Origin of the sequence: Chryseobacterium aurantiacum (assembly GCF_003020585.1) — a bacterium.
Lineage (GTDB): Bacteria > Bacteroidota > Bacteroidia > Flavobacteriales > Weeksellaceae > Chryseobacterium > Chryseobacterium aurantiacum.
Map to the genome: position 1 here is coordinate 1 of NZ_PXUE01000001.1, position 20,624 is coordinate 20,624.

Sequence of the window (20,624 nt, forward strand, 5' to 3'; positions counted from 1 at the left end):
GGGAAGGCAACATCCAAGGCCCATCATTATCATTATATTCACTGCCTGTCACTAGCCCCGATAGCAGCGGTTACCCCGCAGCAGGGAAAAGGCCCACAAGGACGAGGCTGTTGGAAGCCATGGCGCAAGGAGTATGAGTGGATAGCGGGATTAGGCTCCTGATAATACATCTTTTCTAAATAGTGGTTGGACAGCTTATTGATTGTCATCCCATAACTTACCATATTGAATTCCTACAGCAATGAGGGCTAAATCGAATTTCTTTTGAATGAGATGTTATGAAAACTCACTAGAGTAATTTTAGTTAGGGCCTATGGTGAAAACTAATTTGGCATTATAGCTTGTAGCAGGAATTACTACGGAAACTCCGCTTATTTGCAGCTGGGTATTAATGCCCGAAAAAGATACACTATTGCCAAGTCCTAGAACTCCGGCGAAATTAATGGTTAAAAATGTTGCATCTACTCCTTGAGGAATTTCTATATAGGTAGTTCCTCCATTGATGGTAGCACTACAAAGAACACAGACTCCGCCTATACTTGTACTTCCACCGCTTCTTTTTGCATAAAGACGCAATGAGTTATTCCAGGCAGTAGGAATATAGTGCATGCTGATCTTAGCAGCTCCACCGGAAAGCAGATTTAGAAATGATCCGGGTAATAACCCAGAAAGTGTTAATAAAGTATCACTGCTTTGGTAGGTCCCTGCATAATTGGTCCCTGCTTCGGTAATAGCAGGGACACTTACGACCCAGTTACTTCCACTAATATTTAATGTTTGCGCTTCCATGCAACTACTCATTATTAAAGGAATAATGTATAGATGTTTTTTTAGGAGTATTTTTTTGAGAAAGCGACTATTGATCTTCATATTTCAAATTTATTCTGTAATGGTGTAAGTAATGGTAACTACTGTATTGGTTTGGGCTGTTATATTATTATAAGAGCCGGGAACCAGAGAAATGGTGATATTATGCCCATTATTGACTCCGTTTCCGGTATAAGCACCTCCTATACCACTGATGATTGTTATAGGCGTAGTAGTAAGGGTTACCTGCCCTGAGGAAGATCCTAAAGTTCCACCTCCTGCTCCTGAAGCTGCTGCGGCTTGCAACCTTATATTAACTCCAGGAACGAGTGGATTAACGGTTACTGCTGCGGTAATTCTTCTGGTAGCTCCTGATGGGGCAATAGCTGATGTATAATTAATCCATTTTGTGGTATTGGGTGTTGGATTAACAAGAGCTCTTCCCGCTTCTGTGGGCGCTGTGAAGCTTAGGCTAATATTTCCTGAAGGTTCAATATCCATTAAAGTAACAACGGGTAATGTTATAGACGGAGTGGTCTGGGAATATAGTAGTCCAGATAAGAGAAGATATGTTATTAATAGTATGGAGCGGATCAACATCATTTCTGTTTTTTTATTTCATTATATCCTACTTTTAAAGTTTCCTGCTGATATTTAATTTCAGTTTGCTGTTTTACAATATTGATATTTAATTTTTTTATTTCTTCCGGCTTTAGAGTAAACTGAAACTGATTGGTTGAAATTTTATACCGCTTGTCTAAACCATTTCTATAAATTTTCACTGTCCAATCTCCAGGGCGGAGATAAGTAAAATCAAAATCCTCTCCTATAAAACAAATTTTACGATAGGTTTGTTCACCACTTATAGCCTCTATAATAATGCTTTCCTTTTTTCTTTTTTGAATAGAATTAATCTGATCATTTTCTACAGGTTCTGTAAATTGGATATGTCCCTGTATCTTAGCTGCTCTAGTCAGGCCGAAGTTAAAGATATTTTCCTTATGATGAAGCGAAACTGATGCGGGCAATGCTACCGTTGGGATATCATTGATTTCGGTAGTTGACCGGTCCATTTCAAGATAATAATCACCAGGTGTAATATTTTTAAAGATGAAGTTTCCATCCTTATCAGTTATGGTAAGGTGGCTTCCGAGCATGAGCTTTACTTCTGATATTTTCTTCACGCCCATATTACCGATGTTTCCTGATAATGTAGTATACTCCGCAATTTTCTGTACAGGGACATTTAAACGCAATGTATAGCGCAGTGAGAATATAAAGTCCTTATTGGCAAGATCACCTCTTTGGAGGGTGTAACGTCCGGATATATCAAACTCATGTCCAGGGAAAAGCTGTTGATGAAAAAGAAGCTCAAGAAGATTTCTATCCTTGAAATAATACTCCGGCATATAGTTATTCTGATAAAGGAAACTAAGATATGTTTTTGGTGAAAAATGACTTATAATGTTTGCACCATAATAGACTTGCCTTTGATTTTTCAGTTGATATCTTGAAGTCACGGCATAGCTTCCATATAAATTGAATGATGTTTTAAACTTTTCAAATCCAATATTGGCCGTATATAATCTGGAAGTTCCTGAAAATCCAGTCAGATAATTATCTGTTTTTCCCAGCTGACCTTCCACGTTGATCTGAAAATTTCCAATTTTTTGATTGATGGCCAATCTGTAAAAACGCTCATCATAGTCAAACTGCTTGGGCTCCAAACGGTCCTGATACTTTTGATAACCGCTATAAAGCATAACAGTACCTTTACTCGTGTAGGAATACTGAATACCATATTGCAAAAATTTTCTATACGGAGCAGCAAGCAGTAAGGTATCTCTTTCAAAGTTTTTAGCATCCTGAACAAAGTTGGCAGTAATATTAAGTCTCTTTGAAATCCTATATTGAAGTCCTCCGTTAAATGTACTTGTATTGGTAAAATATCCTGCAAATTCAGGGCTGGATCTCATATACATCACATTTCCATTTAATCTTTCAAAATTAGCCTGCGCCTGAATCATATAGGCAGTTCCCTCCGTTTTATTGGTTTTACTATAGGATACCTCCCCTAAAAGATTCAGGTTTTTAGATATCTGGAATTTTCCTGTTAGGTAAGGCAAGTGTGCATTGGAATCTAATCTTGAAATGGCAAAGACATTTTCCTCCTTTCTTGGTATTTTGTATAAATATCCAGCTGTGATTTCTGATTCCTTTTTTATTTTAAATTTTGAATAGACATTAAACTCATCTTTGATATCTCGAAAAAATCTTGGATGATTATAAAAACCACCAATACTTACTTTATTTATATCAAATCGCACCTCCGCTCCACGTCCATACCTTGAATATTCAGTCAGAAAAGATGAAGAATAGGTTTTGTCACCTAAATGGATAAGAAAATGATCTCTCTTGTAGTTTACAAAATATTCTTCATATTGAGTAAAAGAACTGTATTCGACTGGGTTTTTAGTGGCAACATGAAATTCTATTTGTCCTTTATTGTTTTTATCCAGACTTCCTTTACCGTAAATTTCACCTTGAAAACCGTCATTATAATCTCCTCTGTTTCTCATTCCTATGAATGCCAATGAAGCTGAAACAGGTAATCTATGGTAGATGTCATCCTCAGACGGTTGGATAGATATTACCTTTACACTTGCATAGGCCGTTTCACTTTCCTTTGGATCATCCGAAGAATAAACAGTTAAGTTAAGGTTTTGAAACTCGTTTTTCCCTAATTGAGGGTCGGTTTTTCGGGAGATTAATATTTGCTTTGTTTCTCCTGGAGATAAGAAAATTTCCGAATCCTGATCTATGATGGCATTCTTACTTTCCAGGATAAGTTTTTCCGGAATGTTTCCATTATTTTTAATGAGAAAATTAGCTTTAATGGTTTCGCCGGCTTTTACAAATTCCGGTGAATTCAAAGCCGTGAGAGAAATATTTCGATTTCCGGAAACAGTAACCTTTGAAATTTTTGTAAAGGAAATTCCATTGTTTCTGTCTGTAATATTCAATGTTACAGTATAGGTACCTTGGCTTGTTTCTGTTGCAATACGCAGAGGAACCAGATATACTGATGTTTCGTGAGGGGCAATTTGGAATTCTCCTTTTGTTAAAATGGGTAGAATCTGTGGATTTGAGGTACTCACTGAAATATCATAAGTTCTGTTTTCAGCTGAATTATTTTCTAATGTGAATGGGATAGAAGTAGACATTCCCGGTAATAAACTATCTTTTTTACTAATCAATCGGTTAGATTGTTGTTGAGAAAAAATAAATATCGGGAATAATGATAGAATAATAAAGAAAGTCCAAGTTCTAATCATTTTTTACTTCTAGTTCCACATTGAGAGCAAATGCGTTCTCCTCTTCATCAGTTGCTATTATTGATGCTTTATATTTTTCTGGAGGTACTTTACTGATATCAATATAAAATGTTTTGGAAGTATTGGGCAGCAATCCCATTGTTAAACTTGAATAAGTACCTAACTTTTCACCGGTTTTACGATTATAGATTTCAATGGATGTGGTGGGTTTACAATAAAGATTACCATTGTTGGCTATGGCAATCATTAGAGTTTGCTTTCCCTCTTGCTTTTCTATTTTTACGCTTTCAAACTTAAGAATTGGCTTGGCTTTTTCTGTTTCGAAATCGGTAATAACCTGTATTGCATAACGTATAACAGAAGTAATATTCACTCCTTGCTTATTATCACTAGGCTTAATGTCTTCCACAGGTTCTACAATAATTACACTCCAGTAGCTTCCAGGATCCATTGCCTGATTAGGAACAGTAATTTCATAAAACACCTCTGTTTTTTCATTACCTTTAAGCGTAATCAGGTTGGTATTAAGTTTAACCCATTCTCCGTTAGTACGTTTGTTGGTATTCAGCGTTGTATAATTGATTGTTCCGTCAGCCTGGTAGGTGAAATCCTGTAAAAACAATTTTACAGTTTGGGGAGTTTTGCTTGTATTTTCAATGGCAACTTTTCCTTTGTAGACTTTTCCTGTTTCAATTTTGTAAGAATGCGTAAGCCCGTTGAGAACCACAATGCCGGCATGTAAAAAGCTGAACTGCAAAATCACGGTGATCAAAAGAAGAATACGCTTTATCATCATCATCATTATATAAAGTTTGGAGTTTAATCATTAATAATACAAAACCAGGAAGAAACTGAATATCAGCTTCTTCTTGTTTTTGAATTCAGAAAAGAATTTTATTTAAATTCTAATTATCTGATATTGTATACGTAACGGTAGCTACTGTAGTGGCTGTTGCCTGTAAATCTGCATAAGCTGCTACCCCTCCAGGGCCGCTTCCTGCAGCAAGAGCGTACGTAAGGTTGTGTCCATTGTTGGCACCATTTCCTGTATAAGCACTCCCAATACCTGAAATAATAGTCTGGTCGGCAGCACTTAAAGTCAACAGACCTGCAGACGTTCCTAATGTACCTGCACCAGATCCTGTAGCTGCAGCGGCAGTTACGTGAAGATCAACTCCGGGAATGATAGCGTTCATTTTTACACTTACATTACGGGTGGGATCTGCAACAGATTTGATGGAAGAATAATTAAGCCATAGAGTTGTGTTAGCCGTAGCCGGAATAATAGGATTACCTGCCTCTGTAGGAGCTGTAAATCCAAGAGTAATATTTTTTGTGGCAGCGGGTTCAATATCTACCAAAGCAACTTCAGGGATAGAAATTGTGACTGTATGGTTGTCTGTATTAGTATCCTGTGCACTTAAATTAGTGGATACAGCAACTGCAAATAGGGACATTGCAATCGTTAAGTTTAATTTTTTCATGATGCTATAATTAGTTAAGTGAATATAATGAAATTCGATATATTATAAAAAAAATATATTATAATTTTTATATTGTTAAATATTTGACCTTTTTAACGCAATATAATTGTGAATTATTTTATGTTTGAAAATAAAAAAATCCTGTACAGTACGTACAGGATCTATGGTCTTAATTGAAATAACTCCTATGCCCAATGAGGATCCGAAACAGAAACTTTACCCGTTTCTATTCTGCCTGCAAAATGCCATATGTGATTTTCAAGGGTTATTTTAAGATCATACCAGCCCTTGTATTTGCTAAGATCAATAATTATTTTATCCTCAGGCTTTTTTGTAGATATCATTTTTTTACTTTTTTCATACCCGTTTTCCAGAGTTAGATTGACATTGCTTTCTTTATGGTTTTTAAAAACTAATTCAATCTGACTTTTTGAACTGTTATTAATAAGAATCACCTCAACCTCTGGTTTTTTGGATCCCTTGAATTTTCGGAAAAAGCCATTAGGCCCAAACACTTCGTAATCATATGTTCCGGATTGTATCACAGGGTGTGATAATTCCTGCTTTGAATATAATGCATAGGAAAAATAATAATTATTACTATTCAATTGGGTTCTGTCATAAAGATGAAGAGGAACTCCATTTTCCTTTACATTGGTCATCGTGATCTTATCTCCACTTAAATTCACATAAAAATCATAGGGAAGTGGATTGGAGGGTTTCATTCCCTTTTCCTGAATATCAAGAAGACTGTTATTCAGTTCATTTTCAGAATACCATTTCAGTTGAGGAACAGGCTTGTTTTTGGCAGCATTAATGGTTTTAGCAAAATCCTTTTGATCCAGATAATCCATTTTTGGAGCTTTGGCATTGGGTAGGTTGAAAGCAGAAGTCAGATCTCCGCAAATAGCTCTTCTCCACTCACTGATAGTATCTACATGAACATTTTTATTAAACTTCTTCATGATAAATTTTTCAAGAAACTGCAGCACAGAGGTATGATCCGAAACTTCAGAGTTAACAAAACCTCCCTTGGTCCACGGAGAAGCAATAATCATTGGAACCCTGTAACCAAGGCCAACGGTTCCTTCTGCTTTTTCATAATCCTTTAATGTAGGATCGGACATATATTCCTGAGACTTGTCAACGTATTCAACCCCTTCTTTTCCATTCATATCAACGGGTTGGCTCGGGTTTAATGGTGGGGCAAAAGGGATTACATGGTCAAAATAGCCATCATTTTCATCATAATTGATAATAAAAATTGTTTTTTTCCAGGTTTCAGGGTCCTTGGTCAGAATATTTAAAACCTCAGAAATATACCATGCTCCATACCAAGGAGAACCAGGATGATCCGAGAAATGTTCAGGGGCTACCAGCCAGGAAACCAAAGGAAGTTTTTTCTCTTCCACATCCTTACGGAACTGAAACAATACATCTCCTTTCGGAACCACCAGCCTTTCTCCGTTTTCATCTTTACCAATTTCCAGATGATGATAATCGGGATCATTTGAATTGGTTGTGAACGCCTTTTCGTGGAGATTTTTCTCCAGTTGTGATAATTTTGAATAATTATCAGGATGATATGTTACCTGATCTTCCTGTAGTTCAGTAATGAGCGCTTCCAGTCTTTCTTTTCGGCTAGGGTTTTTTATGATTTCCTGTTTCAGGGAAGCGATCATTTTGGGAATATTCTCGTAATACCCCTTTGAAAATTTTACATTATATTTTGAAAACCATTCAATCGGGTTATCTGTAAAGTTGCTCAGCCATGCTTCCTGCTCTCCGGACATTCCTTTTGGCAGGCTGATTTCATTCTGATAAATGCGCCATGATACATTTTTTTCCTCTAAAATTTCAGGAAAACTCTTCCATTTTGCCTGTCTGGCTTTATCATAATCAATGTCATCATTCACAACATTGGCTTTTGATTTACCGTTTTGCTGTTCTCTTAAGGTTCCGGACCAAAGAAATAATCTGTTAGGAGTAGTCCCCGTAAGTGAAGAACAGAAATATTGATCAAATATGGTAAAGGCATCTGCCATTTGATAATAAAAAGGAAGATCTTCGCGGTTGTAATAGCCTAGAGTAAGGGGAATATTTTTATAATCCTTATTTCCTGAAGCTTTTGCCTGAAGCCATTGGTCATATTTTCCTTTATTCAATGCGTGTTGCTGGTTTTCCCAGGAATGAGGAAGTGAGCTCATCCATGTAGATTTAGTATTTCTAAGATCCAGGCGAGCCGGGGAAGCATATTTTCCGCTATTTTCCTTTTGAAAGAACACAGAATGCCCATCCTGTTTTACAAAAGCTCTTTTATCTAAAAAACCTCTTACTCCTTTTAAAGCACCAAAGGCATGATCAAATGAGCGGTTTTCCTGCATTAGGATAACTACATGCTCAGCATCATAAAAAGTAGATTGTGCGGCCGGATCAATAGCTAAGGCCTTTAAAATTGCAGGATGAAGAACACCTGAAGTTCCTAATCCGGCTAATAAAATACTTGATTTTTCTAAAAATTCTCTTCTGTCCATGTTCAGTCGTAATAAGAAAGAAACCGCAAGTTAATAGGATTTTCCTGCGATTTCTTTGTTTTGTATAAAATATATCAGATTTCTACTGTAACCACCAAGGTTTAGAGTTAATGTTATCATTCCCTCCATACTGAGAAGTAAGGGCTGCCTTTAAATTTGCATTGTTATAGCTATATTCGGATTGAGGATATCTGAATCTGAATGGTGCCGGAACGCCTGCCTTTAAAGGATAGTTTGGATATCCTGTTCTTAAATAATCATAATAGGAAGTCCATTGTGCCTGATGGAACATGGTCATGTACTTTTGAGTGATGATTTTTTCCACCTGGGTTTCTAATGGTGCAGAATTATTATAAACGACCAAAGGAGTGATAAGGTATTGGTTTACATCAAAACCTGAGAAATACTGTCCTGGATTTTTTACATACGTCTGATAGAAAGTAAAACTGGCCTTGATTGCATTGTCATAGTGCGTTTTTGCTGATCCTGAGATCCATCCTCTGGCAGAGGCTTCTGCTAAAATAAATTCTAATTCTGAATAGCTTAGTACTGACGAGGGCTCGTTGGTAGCATCTTTGTAAAAACGATCGTTTACCTTAGAGATATTTTTTGCAGTGATTAAAGCGGCGTTATCAGAATAAGGAGATGTAGGGTTTCCTCCATTATATCCTGTAAAATCTGTAATGGCTTTTCCTGCTTCCTTAGCTCCTGTAGTTTGGGCTGCAAATGTGAATAATCGGGGATCATGTCTGTCTTTAAACAGATTAATGAAATAATCGGCCATATATAAACTAGATCCATATCCACTGTTGTTGAACATGCTGTATCTGCTGTCTGCAGTATCAGCAAACTTAAGTTCTCCGTTGTCAGAAATAGAAGTCATTAAAGGCTGGCTTCCTGCAATGGCTGCAAATTCTGTTGCAATGTTGTAGCTTCCAACCGTAGTTTTTTTAGATAAGGTCATCAGTATTTTCAATCGGAAAGAATTGATCAGTTTTTTCCATTTTAAAGCATCTCCGCTGAAAACAATATCGCCCTCAATTTTATCATTGGTATTGATCAGATCATTGGCCTCTTTTAATTCTGATAAAATTCCGGACATGATAGCGTCCTGAGTGTCATATTTTGGCTGTGTAATTCCGGATTCACCTTTGGCTGCTTCAGAATAAGGAGCACTCCCTACTCTTAAGCTTATATTAAAAAAATGATAGGCCCTGTAAAATTTTCCAATGGCGATATAATTTTTATTATTGATCTTCTCTGCTTCCTGCATCATTTTTCCTGTATTCAAAAGCCCTTTGGTATAAACCTCGAAAGAAGTATCATTCCATTTCATGTACTGATATTTATTCTCTCCATCTGTACCAATCATCATTCTGGAAGCATACATATTATCACTATCTACCTGAAAAGTATATTTTGAAATATAGGTTAGAAGATATTTTGGATCAATACTGGCCGGATCATTTGGATTTTCATTAATAGTATCCAGGCTGGATTCGCACGAAGTTAATGCTAATGCTCCTGCAATAAGGATAGATTTTATGTTGAGCCACTTTGCAGTTTGTCTTGCTCTAGTGATCACATTGATATTATTTTTCATTGTATTGACGTACTTTTAATTAAAACTTAAGATTGAATCCTATTCCAAACCATCTGCTTGATGGATCCTGAATATCATTTGTGATGTCACCCGTTCTTCCTGATCTGATTTGGAAGTCAGGATCAGAATAAAGGTTCTTGGATTTTTTCCACATAGCTAGGTTGTAGGCAGAAATGTTGGCAGTGAAGCCCTTGATCATTCCCCTTGGATTCAATAAAGAAGAGAAATCATATTCTAATACTACAGACCTTAGCTTGATGAATGTTCTGTCGAAAACATTCGCAAATTCTTCACTTTCATCCTGAGTTACTCTTGCTTGGTAAGGATAGTTCTGGGCCCAGTCCTGGAAGCTGATGGCTGTTGTATGCGGAGTATAAAGCCCTGTAGCAGGGTTGTAGTTTACCCCATCCGGTACGAAATAATAACTTCCCGGTTTAGCGTATTCAAGATCCCTGTAAGCAACAGAATTAGGATGTTTTCCTCCCCACCACATTTTTTCAACCACCTGAGATCTCATCACGCCACCAATGCTTCCATCGATCCCAATATTTAGAGATAGTTTCTTATACTTGAAGCTGTTGTTAAAGCCAAATGTCCAGTCCGGATTGAAATGTCCCAGATTGCTTGGTGTATTTGCTCTGGTTGGCATTCCCGATTTAGCATCCAGAATTACTTTTCCGTCCGGAGATTTTTGCCAGGTGTAGTCATAGTAGCTGTCCATTCTTTCACCTAACTTGATATTATTATAGTTAGGCATATTATCATAAATGGAAGTCAGCTTTTGTTCATATGTACTCCAGTTGATTAGAGTTTTCCAAGTAAAATCAGATGTTTTTACAGGAACAAGTCCCAAGGAAACCTCGAATCCTTTTGTTGTATACTCATTTCCGTTTACATACTGGGAAATGAATCCGGATGACTCAGCACTCGGAAATTCAAGAATGTTGTTGTAATCCAAAGTTCTGAAGTAAGTTGCATCTAAGGTAATTCTGTTTTTGAGGAAGCCTGCACTTAATCCTAGTTCATAAGATTTTGTCTGCTCAGGTTTTAAAGAGTTTTCTATATTCAGAATTGTTGGATAAAGGTAGGTTGGGTTTCCATTGAAAGTAATTCCTTTATTATTCAAATAATAATTTCTGATTGAGTAAGGCTGGAAGTCATAAGCCACTTTTGCCCATGAAGCAGAAAGTTTTAGCATATTGATAGATTCCGGAAGCTTTACCAGATTGGAAATTACAGCACTTATGGAAGCAGATGGATAAAAATAAGATCTGTTGGCCTTAGGTAATGTGGAAGACCAGTCATTACGTCCGGAAATATTGATGAAAAAAGCATTGTACAACCCAATATCAATAGTAGAATAGGCACTGTAGATCAGCTTTTCTTTTAGATAAGAATATTTTTTGATGGCTCCTATGGAATTTTCCATTGTATACACTTCAGGAATCCTTAAACCATCTGTAGAGGTTTCATTATTGTTGTTTTTGTAGTAGAATGTGGAACCTCCGGCATTGATGGTAAAGTCAAAATTTTCAGAAATCTTTTTCTTGTACGTAGCCAATACATCGTAGTTAAGATTCCAGGTTTTTAGATCTTTCAATATATACCCTCCACTTCTTGGCGCATTATAATTGAAGTAAGAATAAGGGCTGAAAGTTTCCGTCTTGCTATGATTTTCTACAATGGAAGCTTTACCTTTTATAGAAAAATCCTGAGTTGCCTTGTATTCCAATCCGGCCTGTGCATTGATGATATTGGTTCTGTTTTGGTTTTTATAATATTCAGCTCCAAACCAGGGGTTATTGTACCATGCATAGTTCCAGTTGGCTTGTGAAGTACCTTCTTTTCCGGGAACCCACATATGATTTCTCAGTGCATTTCCGTCCACATCACCACCCATCCAGATCAGTATTGTGTACATGTGTCCGCTAGGGTTGTAATCATAATTTGGAACATTGGGTGTAAAGGCCTGATTAAAGTTAAATTTTGTATCCAATATAAGCTTGTCTCCCAAATGATTTTCAGAGGAGAAATTAATCCCGTATTTCTGGAGATAAGAATTAGGAACCCTGTCATCATAATTCATGAAGTTCCCGGAAAGCCTGTATATATCCTTATTATTCCTGTAGCTGATCGCAAAATTATTGTTATTGATAACCGCAGGCTTTAAAAATGTATCTAAGTTATTATGATACTTCCAGTCAATCGGAACCCTTTCGTATCTTGATTTATCATTATACTGAGTTCCTGTAACAGCTCCATACCAAGGCGTGATTTGTCCTGTTACTTTATCTCTGATAGGGCTGTTCCATTGGGCAATCTGCAATCCCGGAACAAACTTTGGTCCCCAGATCATATCTCCATCATTCACCCCGCCATCAGCACCGTCCCAGAATTCATATTTTCCATGAGATCCGTTACCATATTCTGTCTGGGTCTTTGGAAGATTAGTAAATCCCCCTGTAATCATGGTATTTTGAGAAAATTCTACAGAAAACCCTTTCTTTTTAGCACTTTTTGTGGTAATCAGAATAGCTCCGTATCTCCCTCTTGAACCATATAAAGCAGAAGCCGGAGCTCCTTTCAGTACGTTGACATTCTCTATATTGTTGGGATCCAGATTTTGAAAAACTTCCTTTTCCACAATTACACCGTCAATTACAAAAACCAAATTGGAATTTCCTCTCAATGTAAATTGGGGAGCCTGTTGCATCCCCGTTGGATTGGAAACATTAAGACCGGCTACCTGTCCAGAGAAGAGATTCCCGATGCTTGGAGTTGTAATGGTCTCAAACTGCTTGGTTCCTACTTCTTGCGTAGAATATCCTATCTTTTCTTTCTTTTTAGCAATCCCCAAGGCAGTGATGACAACTCCTTCAATCTGCTTTTCATTGGTTTTCTTTAAAACAACCGAATATTCCTTTTTTGAGGAAACTTCCACGGTGTAAACAGAAAAGTCAGGTGAAAAGAATTCGAGAATATCTTTGGGATTAGCTGAAATGGTGAAATTACCATTTTCATCAGTCATGGCGGTCTTTCCTGTGTTTTTATCGGTGATATTTACACCCGATACACTGGTGCCGTTTTCAGATTTTACATTTCCAGAAATGTTAATTTCCTGAGCCGTAATATATAAGGGAAGTAAAAAAACTGCAAATGTAGCTAAAGCTTTCTTCATTTTTTTTGAATGCAAATTTAGCCGGGCATTATTACCTATACTTTACGATCATATTAAAATAAAAATACGATTTATACATTTTTTAACAGAAATAATTAACAAAAGGGTAAAGTGAAAAAGAGCTTTTGTGTAAGGATTTTTGCTTTATTATAAGTTGAACCACAAAGGTCACAAAAGTATTGTTATACCAATGTTTTAAAGTTTTAGGAAATCTAAAATAAGACAACAAAAAAAGTTGATATAAGATGAAAATCCAATATTTAAAATAACTTTTGTGGTTGAAAAATATTTAGACAATTTAAAATCTACTCAAAATACCCCAATGGATCTTGATGTCATTGAATTTGAATGGGTTCCCGAATTCATTACCATTTGACAGCTGAAAACTCATCAGCCCGATGGGGATAAAGAAATTGAAACCTAGCCCAACGCTGTAGAGCTTGGGTTTTACATTCAATGATTTATTATTGAGTTGTCCATATTGCCCAAAGAGGTCAAAGAAAGCTTGATTGCCAATGAGGTACCGATATTCTAAGCTTCCGTAATAATAAAAATCTGCGGCGAGGGAGTTTTCATTAAATCCCCGCATGGAATTCCAGCCTCCGAAGCGATACAATTCGTTGGCCGAAAACTCTATTTTAGAATCCATCATGGCACCTTCTCCTTTAATATTCAGGAAATGGTTCCCGGAAATATGATAATTGTGCTCCCCAAAAAAGTAAAACTGGTTTTGGGTAGATTTAATATTTCCTTTGGTATAAGTTGTTGTTAAGTAATCATATCCTGCATTGATCCTTGTTTTGTAAAGAAAAAGATCAATATCGGTAGGCTCGGTCATTTCAAACCATATCCCGATTCCTCTTTTGTTGTAATCCTTTCCCTGAACATACAATGAATCAATAATAGTGGATGTTTCCAGAGTCGCTCGAAGACCAATTTTATTCCGATTGTTGATGTGATAATAGAAAGCAGGAAGAAACTTTACGTTGGCAAAGGTAGAATCCTGTCTGTAGATATTCACCTTGGTATTCATCCCCACATTGGATTTAAAAAGATAAGGGATGTCTACCTGAAGATCAAAGGTTTGCCCTTTGTCTGGGTTTCTCTGCCAGTAAAGATTAACTGCTTCAAAACCATTGAACATATTCCTGAAATTCACGTTCATGGTACCGTTTAGGGTAAACTTATCAGATTTGTCATTTCCAAAACCAATTACCCCATCAAAGGTATTGGTCTTTTTTTTCTCCAAAAACAGGTAAATATTGGTAGAATCTTTGGTGAATAAAGTCTGTGGCTGTCTTTCAAGCATGACAAAAGGATGGCTTTGGAAATTCTTATTAATGGCCAGCAAGTTTTTGTCATCATAGTTTTTGCCCTTAAATTCTTTTTCAAGGTTTTTGATGAATCGTTTGGGAACCTTATCGTAACCTTTTATGACGAAACCATTGATCGTTCTTTTATCATTTTTGTTGATATCCAGCTCTACAATCGGAAATCCATTTTTTTGTCCCTTATATTTAGACTTAATTCTACTGAAGGAATATCCGTCATCAATATAGCTTTTATTGATGCTTTTCTTGGTTGAGTCTAAATTTTTAGTAAAAAAATCTTTCTGAACTTTCAGCTTTTGAACAATGGAATCGGAAAGGTTAACATAGGTTTCATTGAAGTTCTTCCCTTTGTCATAAAAAATTTCCGTGCTGTCTCCTTTTATTTTTACATCTTTTAGCTGGGTGAAGAAATAGTTACTTTGAGCCAGAGAATCCAGATATTTTACCGCAGAAACAGAATCTTTTACTTTTTTTCTGACCTTGGTTTCAGTATCAATTAGCCAATACTGCTTTTTCTGCGCTTGTATAAAAACGCAGAAGAGCACAAAAAATATTTTTAAAAACAGCTTCAATTCTCAGTGTATTTAAACCATAGATGGGTTGCTAAAATTTAAAATAAGCTTACTCCTCCCTAATGGTTTAAAGTAATTATTAAATAACTTTTTATAAAACTGAAACTAGTCCAGTTTATTATACTTCTTCATCAAATTCTCATAAACTCCCTGCGGAAGAATCCATTTCAATGGAACTCCTATTTTCTGCCCGAATTTACCAAAATAATAATGAGCTTTCCATTTATTCTTCCCTAAAAGTTTTTCAATGTATTCTGCCACTTCTATAGGTTCGGTTCCTTCGTTCACATGGGCATTCATCAAAGAATATACTTTGTCAAATACATTTTTATAGGGTTGGGAAACCTGAGCAATGACTCTGTTTTCTGCAATATTGGTTTTAATATCTCCCAGGTGAAGAGAACATACCTCAATATTCCAAGGGTAAACTTCATACCTCATCGCCTCAGTTACTTTATCCAGAGCAGATTTTGATGCCGAATAAAACCCGCGGAATGGTAATCCCATTTCACTTCCGATACTGGAAACATTAATGATTTTTCCGAATTTGTTTTCACGCATTTTGGGAAGTACAGCGCTCATCATCTGAACAGGACCTGCCAAATTCAGACTGAAAAGTTTTAGAATATCTTCCTTAGTAGAATCCTCTACGGCACCTACCATTCCCATTCCTGCATTATTAATCAATACATCAATTCTGGTTTCGGTTTTCAGAACCTCGGCAATGGCGTTTTGAACAGCAGTGTTGTCGGTAACATCCGTAGGTATCGATTTGAAATACTGGCTTTCCGTATGCTTTCTGCTTAAACCATATACTTTGTTCCCTTTTTTACCAAAATATTCAGCTAATGCAAATCCAATCCCTGATGAGGTTCCTGTAATGATAATGGTCATTTAATCGTATGATTTTAATAATGTTTTATTCTTCTTTCCTGCACATCTATAGCCGGTTTGGGATATCTATGAACAAATGAAAAATCTATTTTCAGCAAATGTAAAAAAAGAATAATGAACTATGTTACTTATTGTATCTGAAAATATTTTTAATCCCAACAGGTTTATTGTCTCCAATTGATTATAAACTTAAACGAAAGTTAATGTCATCTATGCAGAGAATATCAACGGAATGATTACTTTATTTGTTTATGTTGTTGTTTTACAGTGTTTTAATTAACGATTGTGAGAATTTTTTTTTGATAACGGTTAAAGTTTCTTAATAAAAACATAAGGGAATCTTAATGAGGTGAGGGAATGCGCTGCTCTAATTTTGCATGTAATTAAAAAGGATGTCATGAATGTATTTAAAATCCCTGTCTCAGTAACTTATTTAACGGGTAGGGTATTACTTATTGGTGCAATATCTGCTTCACCGATGTTCCTATCTCAGAAAAAAGACAGCTTAAAGGAAAAAACCATCGATGAGGTTGTTGTTATAGGGTACGGAACACAGAAGAAAAGTAAAGTGTCCGGTGCTGTTGCAGAAGCTTCGCTGGATAAGCTTAGTTCAAGATCTTTATCTGGAGTTGGAGAGGTACTTCAGGGAAAAGCTGCCGGAGTAACGGTGGTAAATGAAGGGGGAGATCCTAATGGCTCGCCTAAGGTAAATATCCGTGGTTTGGGAGGGGTAAATGGAGAAACTCCTCTTTACGTTGTGGATGGCGTAGTTTTTAACGGAACCCCTGCCATTAATCCTAATGATATTCAGGATATTTCTGTGCTTAAGGATGCTTCTGCTGCAATTTACGGAGCAAGATCTTCCGGAGGGGTAATCCTTATTACCACAAAAAGAGGTAAAAAAGGGAGTCTGACTATTGATTTTGATGTTAAATACGGAATCAACCAGGCATGGAAGTTAAGAGAATCTTTAAATGCTGCAGAATTTCAGGACGTAATGCGTCAGGCATATACTAATGCGGGGAAACTAAATAGTCTTCCACTAGCTTTCAATTCGGAAAAATATGCTGATGGCGGAATTACAAGAACAGACTGGATGAAAGAAATTTTCCGCACAGGAACCATTCAGGAATATAATGTAAACCTAAGCGGTGGAAATGAAAAATCCAGATTCTTTGTAGGAATGAATCACAGGAATCTCGAGGGAATTTTATTAAACACCCAGGCAAAAAGATATAATTTCAGGGTAAACTCTGAACATAAAGTGAAAGACTGGCTGACGTTTGGAGAGAATATGTATTATAATTATTCCCAGGGAAATACTGCCAACACAAAGAACGGTTATACGGGAGCTTTGGTTGCCGCGATGTATTATCCGCCCAATGTCCCTGTATATACACCAACAGGAGCTTTTTCTGGATTACCCATTGATGTGGCAGGAGGTTATGGAGATATGATCAACCCTGTTGCCTATCTTAAAAGGATCAGTATTCAAAACCCTACCCATGAGATTTTGATCAATCCTTATGTAGAAATTACTTTGGCTAAAGATTTAAAATTCCGTTCAAATTTTTCTCAGACATTTAAGATCGGAAATGTTAAAGAATTTACTCCCAGAGTATTGGAGGTAGGAAAAATATTTGATACCAATAGTCTGGAATATCAGTCTAACAACATATCCACTTCTCTTGCCGAACAGCTCCTTACGTATAAGCTAACAACTGGTAAGCACAATTTTGATTTTCTTGCAGGATTTACTTTTCAGAAAACAACTGAAGATGGTTTCAAAGCTAAAGCTTTTGATTTCAGAAGTGAAGCAGAGGTGTTCAGATATCTTCAAAATGCAGCAGATACCAATAAAGAATTATACAGTTATAAATATCAGCAGTCTCTGGTATCTTATCTGGCAAGAGCCAACTATGACTATGCAGGTAAGTATATTATCAGTTTGCTGGGAAGAAGAGACGGAACTTCTCTGGTTGCTAAACAAAATAAGGTAGCCAATTATTATTCCATTTCCGGAGGATGGGTGGTTTCCAAAGAAAACTTTATGAACGATATTTCCTGGCTTTCCAATCTGAAACTAAGAGGAAGCTACGGAATTCTAGGGAACCTGGGAGGAGTTTCTTATCAGGCAGTGAATCCTCTGATGGTAAGGGATAATAATATTATTTTTGGACAGGATCCATCACAGAATATTGCCTATTATGCTACAACATTTCCTAATTCAGATATAAAATGGGGGAAATCTGAGCAAACCAATTTTGGGGTAGATGCTTCTTTCCTGCGAAACAGTCTTTCCTTACAGTTTGATTATTTTGTTAAGAATTCACGAGACCAGATTTTCAACGTTAATCTTTCAAGTACATCCGGTTATATAGATCAATATGTGAATGCTGGATTGTTTCAGGATAAAGGATTCGAATTAGGAATCAATTATAACAGCAAAAACACAGGCGATTTTACCTATTCAATAGGCGCTACTTTCAGTCAACTAAAAAATACGGCGAAGCAATTGGCCGGTGTAGACGAGATCTTTATCAATAGTAATAATGTTCGGGGAGTATTGAAGCCTACCAGAATAAAAGTAGGAGAATCTCTTTATTCTTATTATGGTTACAGAACAGACGGGATTTTCCAGACTCAGGCAGAAATTGATAATTATAAAGATGCCAACGGTAACCTTATTCAGCCTAATGCTAAACCGGGAGATATCAAATTCCTGAAAAAAGATGGAAATACCGGAGTATTGAACAACAATGATTTTGTAAACCTTGGAAATCCATATCCTAAATTCTCTTACGGACTATCTTACAATATGTCATGGAAGAACTTTGATCTTAACCTATTCTTTCAGGGAGTATATGGAAACAAAATATTTAATGGATTGAAGTTTATTTCATTAAATCCGGGTGGAACAGGGCAGAACTATAACATGGACAGGGATATCCTGAACGCGTGGACTCCGCAGAATACCAATACCAATATTCCTAGAGTAGTACAAGGTGACCCAAGTGGTAATTACTCCAAAGTATCAGATTTCTATGTGGAAGATGGCTCTTATTTTAGATTGAAAAACCTTACGATTGGATATTCATTGCCACAGGAGCTTTATAAAAGACTTGATGTAAATAAAATAAGAGTATATGTAACGAGCAATAACCTCTTTACCATTACCAAATATACAGGCTTTGATCCTGAAGTAGGCATGGAAACATATGGTGTGGATACCGGAAGATATCCTCAGGCCCGGTCATTTATTTTCGGACTGGAAGTAGGGTTCTAATCTAAACAAATTTAAAATTTAAAAAGATGAAATTTTTCAATACAATAATTGTACTAACATGGCTATCCGCATCATTGTTGTCATGTACCAATGAACTGGATATACAGCCTGAGGGAACTCCAACAGAAGCCAGCTTCTGGAAAACGGAAAATGACCTGATTACCGGAGCCAATGCCATGTATAAACCACTTTCCGATAGTGAATTCTATGGAAGAGGATTTTTCTGGTTCATCAATGCCAGTGACGATATGGTAACAGGAAGATCAAAAAGTGAGGCGGATAATGTGAAGAACTTTAGCAGTAACTATATCGCGGCAGGAGATCTGGAAACACAATGGAACAAAAGATATACTGTGATTGGAGTTGCCAACCGGGTGATCCGTAATGTTAATAATATTCAGGCTTCACAGGCCGTTAAAAATAAGTATTTGGGGGAAGCATTGTTTATGAGCAGCAGAATGTATTTTGAGCTCGCCTACAGTTATGGAAATGAAAAAGCAGGTATTCCTATTATAGATCGTACCAAAGAACCGGATCCAAACCCAATTCCAAGAGCATCCAATGTGATGGAAAATTACAATTATATTGTCAATGACCTGAAAAAAGCTGCTGAATTATTACCAAGCCAGGCAGAACTTCCTGCTAAAGATTACGGAAGACCTCATAAAGCCGCAGCATGGGCGCTTTTATCAAAAGTATACCTGTTTATGAAGGATTGGCAAAATGCAGCATATTGGGCAAATGAAGTAATGACAAAGGGAAATAGAAATCTTTTGAATAATTATGCAGATGTCTTCAAAGCAGAAAATAATTACAGCTCAGAATATATCTGGTCTATTCCAAGTACCCCCAAATTTAATTCAGTGGGAAGTATTCTTCCGGGGGTCATGTTAGAAAATAAAGGTTGGGGAGAATATAACGGATGGGGATATTTTCAGCCGACCAAAGAATTGTATGATGAGTATGAATCCGGAGATCTTAGAAGAGGAGCAACAGTTCTTAAATTAGGTGATAAATTCACTTTTAACGGAACAGAAAGAACATATGCGTCTTCCAACTCTCTCACAGGGTATCAGTTTAATAAATATATGGATGCTTTTAAATATCCGCTGAGCAGTGGCCATGTAAGTGCCAATGGAGACTACCCTTGTACAGACCTTGCCGTTCCTATTATGCGTTATGCTGAGGTTATTCTGATCAGAGCCGAGGCCTTATTGATGTCAGGCGGAAATGCAGACGCAGAAATCAACCTCATTAGAAAACGTGCGGGACTAGCTCCTAAAACCGGATGTACAATGGCTGATCTGAAGCACGAAAGACGTTGCGAATTAGCAGGTGAATGGGCAGACAGGCATAGAGATCTTGTACGCTGGGGAGATGCTCAGTCAACGTATTCTCAGCCTTTACACGGGATAGACGGAAAAGTGGTATGGGCAGCAAGAAGCTTCAATCCTGCAATCCATAACGTATGGGCAGTTCCACAGGCCGAAATCGTTAATAGTCACGGAGTGGTTAAACAGAACGAAGGTTGGTAAAATTTTAATCTTAAATAGTATTCACTATATCATTACAGAAATTTCTGTAATGATATAGTTTTTTA

At 36.7% G+C, this 20,624-nt stretch carries 12 protein-coding genes; 2 read left to right on the forward strand and 10 right to left on the reverse strand.

Features of this window, described 5'->3' with window-relative positions; translation table 11 throughout:
- Positions 1–300: 300 nt before the first annotated feature.
- The 10 genes from C7D53_RS00005 to C7D53_RS00050 form a co-directional block, all read right to left on the reverse strand.
- Positions 301–789, reverse strand: coding sequence for a hypothetical protein (locus tag C7D53_RS00005; RefSeq protein ID WP_228422122.1), 489 nt, complete (start codon positions 787–789; stop codon positions 301–303).
- Between the two features lie 90 nt (positions 790–879).
- On the reverse strand, positions 880–1,410 hold the full coding sequence (locus tag C7D53_RS00010; RefSeq protein WP_106914400.1) for a hypothetical protein: 531 nt from the start codon (positions 1,408–1,410) through the stop codon (positions 880–882).
- Positions 1,407–4,142 carry a hypothetical protein gene (locus tag C7D53_RS00015; RefSeq protein WP_106914401.1) on the reverse strand — a complete coding sequence of 912 codons (2,736 nt, stop codon included), beginning with the start codon at positions 4,140–4,142 and terminating at the stop codon, positions 1,407–1,409. Before C7D53_RS00015 ends, C7D53_RS00010 begins: the two co-directional genes overlap by 4 nt.
- Positions 4,135–4,944, reverse strand: a complete 810-nt coding sequence (locus C7D53_RS00020) for a WxL protein host-binding domain-containing protein (protein ID WP_228422123.1) — start codon at positions 4,942–4,944, stop codon at positions 4,135–4,137. Before C7D53_RS00020 ends, C7D53_RS00015 begins: the two co-directional genes overlap by 8 nt.
- A 103-nt stretch (positions 4,945–5,047) precedes the next feature.
- Positions 5,048–5,626 carry a hypothetical protein gene (locus C7D53_RS00025; protein WP_106914402.1) on the reverse strand — a complete coding sequence of 193 codons (579 nt, stop codon included), beginning with the start codon at positions 5,624–5,626 and terminating at the stop codon, positions 5,048–5,050.
- A gap of 185 nt (positions 5,627–5,811) precedes the next feature.
- Positions 5,812–8,160 (reverse strand): phosphocholine-specific phospholipase C, encoded by a 2,349-nt coding sequence (locus tag C7D53_RS00030; RefSeq protein ID WP_106914403.1) that lies wholly within the window; start codon positions 8,158–8,160, stop codon positions 5,812–5,814.
- An 82-nt stretch (positions 8,161–8,242) separates the two neighbouring features.
- A complete protein-coding gene (locus tag C7D53_RS00035; protein WP_106914404.1) occupies positions 8,243–9,763 on the reverse strand; it encodes a SusD/RagB family nutrient-binding outer membrane lipoprotein in 1,521 nt (506 codons plus the stop codon).
- A 19-nt stretch (positions 9,764–9,782) separates the two neighbouring features.
- Positions 9,783–12,941 (reverse strand): SusC/RagA family TonB-linked outer membrane protein, encoded by a 3,159-nt coding sequence (locus C7D53_RS00040; protein ID WP_106914405.1) that lies wholly within the window; start codon positions 12,939–12,941, stop codon positions 9,783–9,785.
- A gap of 298 nt (positions 12,942–13,239) precedes the next feature.
- Positions 13,240–14,817, reverse strand: coding sequence for an autotransporter assembly complex protein TamA (locus tag C7D53_RS00045; RefSeq protein WP_228422124.1), 1,578 nt, complete (start codon positions 14,815–14,817; stop codon positions 13,240–13,242).
- A 132-nt stretch (positions 14,818–14,949) separates the two neighbouring features.
- A complete protein-coding gene (locus C7D53_RS00050; protein WP_106914407.1) occupies positions 14,950–15,738 on the reverse strand; it encodes an SDR family oxidoreductase in 789 nt (262 codons plus the stop codon).
- A gap of 397 nt (positions 15,739–16,135) precedes the next feature.
- On the opposite strand from C7D53_RS00050, the gene C7D53_RS00055 reads away from it, so the two are divergent.
- Complete coding sequence (locus C7D53_RS00055) at positions 16,136–19,024, forward strand: SusC/RagA family TonB-linked outer membrane protein (RefSeq protein ID WP_106914408.1); 2,889 nt, start codon at positions 16,136–16,138, stop codon at positions 19,022–19,024.
- A gap of 26 nt (positions 19,025–19,050) precedes the next feature.
- Entirely contained in the window at positions 19,051–20,559 is a 1,509-nt protein-coding gene (locus tag C7D53_RS00060; RefSeq protein ID WP_106914409.1) for a RagB/SusD family nutrient uptake outer membrane protein, read from the forward strand.
- Positions 20,560–20,624 lie beyond the last annotated feature (65 nt).

Excerpts from the sequence above, each read along its gene's own strand:
- C7D53_RS00005 (WP_228422122.1), bottom strand. The coding sequence starts at position 789 with ATGGAAGCGCAAACATTAAATATTAGTGGAAGTAACTGGGTCGTAAGT.
- C7D53_RS00010 (WP_106914400.1), bottom strand. The coding sequence starts at position 1,410 with ATGATGTTGATCCGCTCCATACTATTAATAACATATCTTCTCTTATCT.
- C7D53_RS00015 (WP_106914401.1), bottom strand. The coding sequence starts at position 4,142 with ATGATTAGAACTTGGACTTTCTTTATTATTCTATCATTATTCCCGATA.
- C7D53_RS00020 (WP_228422123.1), bottom strand. The coding sequence starts at position 4,944 with ATGATGATGATGATAAAGCGTATTCTTCTTTTGATCACCGTGATTTTG.
- C7D53_RS00025 (WP_106914402.1), bottom strand. The coding sequence starts at position 5,626 with ATGAAAAAATTAAACTTAACGATTGCAATGTCCCTATTTGCAGTTGCT.
- C7D53_RS00030 (WP_106914403.1), bottom strand. The coding sequence starts at position 8,160 with ATGGACAGAAGAGAATTTTTAGAAAAATCAAGTATTTTATTAGCCGGA.
- C7D53_RS00035 (WP_106914404.1), bottom strand. The coding sequence starts at position 9,763 with ATGAAAAATAATATCAATGTGATCACTAGAGCAAGACAAACTGCAAAG.
- C7D53_RS00040 (WP_106914405.1), bottom strand. The coding sequence starts at position 12,941 with ATGAAGAAAGCTTTAGCTACATTTGCAGTTTTTTTACTTCCCTTATAT.
- C7D53_RS00050 (WP_106914407.1), bottom strand. The coding sequence starts at position 15,738 with ATGACCATTATCATTACAGGAACCTCATCAGGGATTGGATTTGCATTA.
- C7D53_RS00055 (WP_106914408.1), top strand. The coding sequence starts at position 16,136 with ATGAATGTATTTAAAATCCCTGTCTCAGTAACTTATTTAACGGGTAGG.
- C7D53_RS00060 (WP_106914409.1), top strand. The coding sequence starts at position 19,051 with ATGAAATTTTTCAATACAATAATTGTACTAACATGGCTATCCGCATCA.